At 45.1% G+C, this 6,501-nt stretch carries 7 protein-coding genes; 3 read left to right on the forward strand and 4 right to left on the reverse strand.

Going from position 1 to position 6,501, the window contains the following annotated elements; translation table 11 throughout:
* Window positions 1–103: 103 nt before the first annotated feature.
* Both QT974_RS29115 and QT974_RS29120 read right to left on the reverse strand, forming a co-directional pair.
* On the reverse strand, window positions 104–268 hold the full coding sequence (locus QT974_RS29115; RefSeq protein WP_333471867.1) for a hypothetical protein: 165 nt from the start codon (window positions 266–268) through the stop codon (window positions 104–106).
* Window positions 269–408: 140 nt separating this feature from the next.
* Window positions 409–1,008 (reverse strand): ATP-binding protein, encoded by a 600-nt coding sequence (locus tag QT974_RS29120; protein ID WP_333471868.1) that lies wholly within the window; start codon window positions 1,006–1,008, stop codon window positions 409–411.
* 945 nt (window positions 1,009–1,953) lie between these two features.
* On the opposite strand from QT974_RS29120, the gene QT974_RS29125 reads away from it, so the two are divergent.
* Window positions 1,954–2,253, forward strand: a complete 300-nt coding sequence (locus QT974_RS29125; protein WP_333471873.1) for a hypothetical protein — start codon at window positions 1,954–1,956, stop codon at window positions 2,251–2,253.
* 207 nt (window positions 2,254–2,460) lie between these two features.
* On the opposite strand, the gene QT974_RS29130 is transcribed toward QT974_RS29125, so the two are convergent.
* Complete coding sequence (locus tag QT974_RS29130; protein WP_333471869.1) at window positions 2,461–3,801, reverse strand: D-alanyl-D-alanine carboxypeptidase; 1,341 nt, start codon at window positions 3,799–3,801, stop codon at window positions 2,461–2,463.
* A 230-nt stretch (window positions 3,802–4,031) separates the two neighbouring features.
* Window positions 4,032–4,367 (reverse strand): ribbon-helix-helix domain-containing protein, encoded by a 336-nt coding sequence (locus QT974_RS29135; RefSeq protein ID WP_333471870.1) that lies wholly within the window; start codon window positions 4,365–4,367, stop codon window positions 4,032–4,034.
* Between the two features lie 585 nt (window positions 4,368–4,952).
* Here QT974_RS29135 and QT974_RS29140 point away from each other — a divergent pair.
* Both QT974_RS29140 and QT974_RS29145 read left to right on the forward strand, forming a co-directional pair.
* On the forward strand, window positions 4,953–5,468 hold the full coding sequence (locus QT974_RS29140; RefSeq protein ID WP_333471871.1) for an HNH endonuclease: 516 nt from the start codon (window positions 4,953–4,955) through the stop codon (window positions 5,466–5,468).
* Window positions 5,469–5,827: 359 nt separating this feature from the next.
* Entirely contained in the window at window positions 5,828–6,226 is a 399-nt protein-coding gene (locus QT974_RS29145) for an alr0857 family protein (RefSeq protein ID WP_333471872.1), read from the forward strand.
* The last annotated feature ends 275 nt before the right edge of the window (window positions 6,227–6,501 follow it).

Raw genomic sequence — 6,501 nt, forward strand, 5'->3', positions numbered from 1 at the left:
GAAATATAGAGATCGACCCGGTTTCTGAGATTTACGCAAAATAGATATCAAATGGCTTCCATAGGTCAAGTGCTGTCAACTATCAACTATCAACTGTCAACTGTCAACTGAATACCATCGGCCCGAAATCCTCAAACACGGCTAAAGCAGTCTCGCCATCTGCGGTCGAATTTACTTGATATTTCTGATTGTAAAAGCGATAAATTAGATTGCAGATGCGTTGGTCATCATCCACAACCAGAATTTTAGGAGCAGTATTAGTAGTCATCACATTCTTTTTACTATCGGTAAATTACGGACTTAAACATAGACTAAATAAACGGGGTTTTTTACATAATTTGCCATTCATTATAGCGAAAGAGTTTCGTAAAAAACCGCGGTTTCTCGCCATCCGTGCGTAAGTCATGTTTAGTGAATCGTAACTTCCAGCCCGTTCCAGCTAAACGGACTTTTTTCTGACAATTCTTCTGCTAACTTCGCCAGGAAATCAAAAGGTTCTCCCAAATCCCAAATCTTGATTTCTATACGTTCGTTAAATACAGTAATTGAAAGTTCAATCGGAGTTGCCAGTGGTAGATTTTTATGAGCATGACGAACAGCATTTGTAAACCCTTCGATTGTCGCAAGTTTGCACTGGTGAAAAACTACTTCGGGAATCGGTAGACGCTCTAAATCTTCGAGCAAATATAAAATTTGAGTAACCGCCTTGAGATCGGTAGTTACCTGAAGGCTAATTTCGTGAACAGGCTGGTTATCACTATTACTTGCTGCTTCGCGAATTCGCTGATTTTTAAACCAATTAAATTTATTTAAAACCTTGAGCGGACGCTGAAAATAACCAGAGTGAGTCGCGGGCTGGGATGCTATAACTTGCTGCTGATAATATTTGATAATGAACAGACAGTTCCGCTGGTCAAAAGTGCGGGTATAACTTAGCTCATCGGCAATTTTGCCAATCACTTTTATACCTATCCCACCTGACGGAATTTCATTGATGTTATCTATCATTTTGCTATCCTTTGTCATCCTTTAATGTGTACTTTTTTAGCAAAAAAAGCGAGTGGCATTCTTTCACCGAAGAGCACGCAGTGAGATAGAGAACCCATTGGGACTCTATAGGCTGTGCTGGGGGGACACTTGCACTCGGTGAAAACCCTTTTTACACTCCACAGAGACGATCCCCTTGTTGTCCTTATCATTTTCTCTTGGTTTCTCGCGTCTTGACAAACTTATACCATTTTTCTAAAGATCCGATAGAGATCGAGAACGACAAGACATTGTAATCTATCCACTTTCCCTGTTTTCTAAAGTCTGTCATAACTTAAAAAAAATGGTATTAGTTGGCGATCGCTAAACCGATCGAAAACTGAGATTGACAAATAAATAAGTAAATTATATAATAAAAACCCTCAAAGCCTCTGAGGAGCTACGACAAAGAATTAAGCAAGCTAGAACAGAGAGGGGATGGAGAATAGACAACCCCAGATGGCTTGTAAAAGCTAGTCAAAAATTAGAACCCGCACACTTGGGCGCAGGCCCGGCCCTAACTTGATGGCGCATAACTATCAAGTTAGGGGCGTATTTTAGCAGGAACAGAACCAAATTAAAGCCAATGCTGTCAAGGCTTTCTGCACGGTTTTACAGTTGAATTGGCAAGAAATTGTCGATCGGTCTCATCCGCAGCCGAATTGAGAAATTGACTCCCTAGTGGCAGAGATCGGCAAAAATGCCACAGCAAAATCCAACTAATAGATATTGCACAGCTCGTTTATGTCAGCAACCTCTACATTGAAGTCAAAATTTAGGAGGAAATTACCAGTTCGCAGCCGGGAGAAATTTGCGATTTAGTCAGAGACTTCAACCCAGATGCAGATAACTTTAACAGCTTGCGTCTCGTTCTTTGGTCAGAAAAGTCTCCCCGGTTTAGATGCGGTCAAATCTCACTCTAAACTAATGGTACTGGGCAAACCGATTTCCGGTAAAACTACCTTTTTGAAACCTATCGTCATTCCGTGCGATCGGGCAAAATTTGAAGCCAACAAAATACAGACTTTTATTGTGTTGAAAACTTTTTCAGAAATCGCCAATCTTGACTTATTGGCAGATATCAAGGAAAACAGTAAAATAGCACAGAACCACACAACCCGAGGCACACCGTTGACTATCGCGTACCGAAAAATTGAGCCAAGTGGTACACCACCAGAAAACTTTGAATTCCCCCAAGGCTCAACATTAGCCTCAGACAACCGTTGAGTGATGGCGAAACTGATACCATCAAAAAACAGCTTCGACTCAACCAACATTAGTCAATATCGTAGATCGACTACGCGCTACAAACTGACATAGCCAGAATAATCAGCACTCAAGTAAGCCTTAGCAGAAAAGGCGTTAGTACGGTTTCAACCTTACCCAGACGATCGCAGATTTGTCACCCAGATTTGATTAATATTAAATCTGGTCTTATTGAGCAATTTCGTTGCGAGATACCTTGCCACTTCTAGCAGGATTTGGCGCTAATTCGGGCGGTGAGGCTTGAACAGTTCCCCAATCCTTCAAAAAGCTTTTCAGCAAAGCCTCTTGCTGACTGCGAAAAATCTCGACATTCTCCCCTCGATTCATAATCGCAAACCACACAGTTTGTTGTTTTTTAGTTGGCAGCGCACCGCCCAAAGCACTAACATTATCCAAAGTGCCAGATTTAATTACTGCTAATTTTGGCAGTGCCCTTTCTGACAATATTCCTTTATCTTTCCCAACTACAGTTAAGACATCAGCAACTGTCATGTTGTAAGGTTGCAGGTAGCGTTCTAAAGCCACAAACAACGCGCAAGCAGCCCGGGGAGAAATGCGATTATCGTCGCTCAATCCCGAACCGTTGACGAGTTGAATTTCTGCGGTAGAAACTCCGGTTGCTGCTGCTGCTTTTTGGGCAACTATTTTAGGGCCACCGACAGTATCAGCTAGCATATCTGCCATCAGATTGTTGCTGTACTGATTCATTTTTTTGATCAGTTCGGCGAGGGGCAAAGAATAATGTTTGGCTAAGAGCGCAGCGCTGGGATTTTTTGCCAAAACTTTTACATCACCGTCAATGATTATTTTCGGTTTAGGCGTATTTGGAGGTAATGTTTGATACTGGGCGGCGGCTTCGCCCGGCCAGATTTCACTGTTCAATGCTTGTTTGAGCAATTCTCCTGATTTGAGGGGATTTAATTCAAAATTCATGTAAAATTTATCGACAATTATCAAACTGCCAGTGACTCGCTTGATGCCTCTTTTATTTAAGGCGTTGCCGAGGGCGATCGCCTCTTCCCAAACAAACAACGGATCTTCGCTGCCTTCAATAACTAAATCGCCTTTTAATACGCCATTTTTGATGGTGCCGTTGGTACTGATTGAGGTAATAAATTGATGTTCCGGCCCAAATTCTTGCAGCGCTACGAGAGATGTTGCGACTTTCGTAATAGAAGCGGCCGACAGAGGAACTGTACCTTGATGGTTGGCTAGCAATGTATTGCCCGATTGTATCCAGATCCCTTGGTCTTCTTTGGCAAAACCTTGGGCTATCAACCCGTTGAGATATTGCTGGATTTTTTTGTTTGTGGCGGTTTCAGGATTCTTAGCAGAGACTGCTAAGGGTGCAGATGGTTTAATCGGTAGCGGGGAAGATTCAGCTACAGGAGAGGGAGTTGCCAGTTGCGGTGATTCAGTGGCGGCGCATCCGGCGATAATTGTCAGGAGGACGATCGAACTCGCAGCAGTCAAGTAGCGGTTTTTCAGCATTACCTTAATCTTTTTCATCAAATTTACCATCATCTTTCCGCACACCCGATGGAAATTTTAGCACTCTTCCCGCACGTCTTCCTTCCAGGATCTTCCTTCGCGCACTAGCGCTTACGCGCCGCTTCGCGTACTGCGTCTTCGCGGTTAATTAAAACAGATATCTTGGAAATGCTTCGGTATTTGATATTCAGCGCCTGGGGTCTTCACCCCAGGCCGATCGCGAGCGACAAATTCAAGTGTAGACTGGTTTATCCAGCCATACTCCCCATACTCAGCGGCACCATTTCCCCGTGCATCGTCAGGCCTAATAACATCGGCTCATTAACTCGGATCAACTCTCCTGTAAGCGCGCAGCGTTCCTCCTGCTGTGCTGTGGCATTAATGCTGGCTCGAATATCGGATCTGCAAAACATCTGACGATAGTCTCCAGACTTTTGCTGTACGTAATTCCAGAGCAAATCTCGAATCAAAGCTTGATAGCCTTGATTGCCGGCGAGCTCTTTCAATCTCTCCTTGAGCTCTCTTTCCAGTCGAATGCTGGTGACTTCCATTTCGGTGGTTGAGGTTCTAGGTAGGGTGTGCATAATTTTTCTCCGTGACGGGTGGACATATCTGTAATATCAGTGTAGTATGTTTAAAGCTAGATTTAAAGGTCTCCGATCACTTTGTGCCTACTGTGAAATTTCTCCCCACCTACTCCACCTATCAACTCAATTGCGATCGCCCCAGAGGTCGCACCGAGTCGTCACGGCAAGTCTTTATGACAGGTTTGCTAACCGTCATAGCGACCTCGTGGGCGGGTCATTGCCTAAATAAACGCGGTTATAGTGGATTAGGACAGATTGCAGAAATTAATCACAACGAGGTAGACCGGGACGGTCTGGGAGTGGCACGGCCACATCAACATACGCGAAGCGGGAGGTACAGCTAAACCACTGTACCGACACAGGATTAAAATTTGCATGAACGCAGTTTTTCTCGCCCCCGCTTCTCTGGTAACAGAAGTGGGGGCATTTGATTGGAGATTTGAGCAATTTGGTAAGGCTTGAGGAACTCGCAAAAAACCAGATGTAGCCAATGCTGGTGTTGCACCCAAAATCCCCAATCTAAAATCCCCAATCTAAAATCCCCAATCTAAAATCTAAAATCCAAATGAGGAGGAGCAAGCCGTGAGCATAGTAACTGATGTATTGAGGCAATCTGTGGTGGTGTTTTCTCAAAATTACCTACCCATGAGCCGTGTCAACATCAAACGGGCGATCGTACTTTTGGTAACAGGCAAAGCTGAACCTCTGGATTTTAGCATCGGCAACGGCTATCTGGTGCGATCGCCCAGCACCACCATCCACGTACCCGAACACATCCGCTTGACTTTTGGCAACAGGGAACGGCTATGGAAAGTGCCGCCGGTCAATCGCCGGGAAGTTCTGCGCCGCGACGCTCAGGCTTGCCAATACTGCGGCAGCAACCGGCATTTGACGCTGGATCACGTCATGCCTCGATCGAAGGGCGGGCTGCATACTTGGGACAACGTGGTGACGGCTTGCGAACGGTGCAACTCTCGCAAGGGCGATCGAACTCCCATAGAAGCTCAAATGCCTCTGCGAACTAAGCCGCATACTCCCATGCACCCCACTGTTGCTTTTGCCGAAATGTTTTGGCACGAATACCAAATTGGGGAATAGGTCAGTTGACAGTTGACAGTTGTCAGTTGTCATTGGGAATTGTTAGTTGACAGTAGTCAGTTGTCAGTTGACAGTTGTCATTGGTAATTGGTAATTGGGAATAGGAAAAGCTTGTCTATCGACGAGATAGAAAAAAGTTTATTTCCAGCTCCCAGAGAAGCTATGGGCCCAATTCAATATCCTTAGTTTGTGTATTTAGGAATATCGAAAAATCCCAATGACAACTAACAACTAACAACTAACAACTAACAACTGTCAACTGTTAACGGTCAACTGACAACTGACAACTGTCAACTGTCAACTGACAACTGTCAAAAGACTACTGAGAAATTTTCAATTCCAAATTTAAGGCTGTCAATATGCTGAAGTTGACTTACACTGAAACGGGCTTTAACCTAGAGCGTTTGGCTCAATCTCCCGAACAGTTAGTGGCGCTGCGAGTTGTGCTGGCTATGCGAGTTGGTCAAAGCATCAGCGTCGAACCGAGCACTGCGGCATTTTTGCTGCCCGCGAATTTGCCGGCGCTGTCTCTGTTAGAATCTGAGGCCCGCCGAGATGATACTGATTCGATCGACCTTTGTGTGGCTGATGCTGATTTTGTCGAAGTGACTCTGCGCGGTACGTGGATGGGAGAGGCGTCTGAGGGCGCCCTAGGCGTGTTTGCCACTGTTTTGAGCGATCGGGCGGAGCGATTGCTGCTCGCTCTCTGGCTTGAAACTCAAGCTGCTGCGGAGGTTGTCGGGGAAGTTGGCGATTAATATGCGATCGAGAAAGTTCTGCCCCGAGCATCTGGGCGCAAGCTTTGATAGCAATACGCTTGGCTTAAGGTTTGTTTGTCCGCAGCGCTTCGGGAAAGCAAACGAGCGCGTCTATTTGTCAGATCGTTTTTCCCCGTGAACTGTCTTAAGCCAAGCGTATTGGCTGTTATGGAACCCATTTGATATCTATTTTGCGTAATCTCAGAAACCGGGTCGATATCTACAGCCTTTCTCAAAAAAGTGAGGTATGCCCGCTAATCTTATGCCCTATGCCC

The organism is Microcoleus sp. BM001215392, from assembly GCF_036700185.1.
Lineage (GTDB): Bacteria > Cyanobacteriota > Cyanobacteriia > Cyanobacteriales > Microcoleaceae > Microcoleus.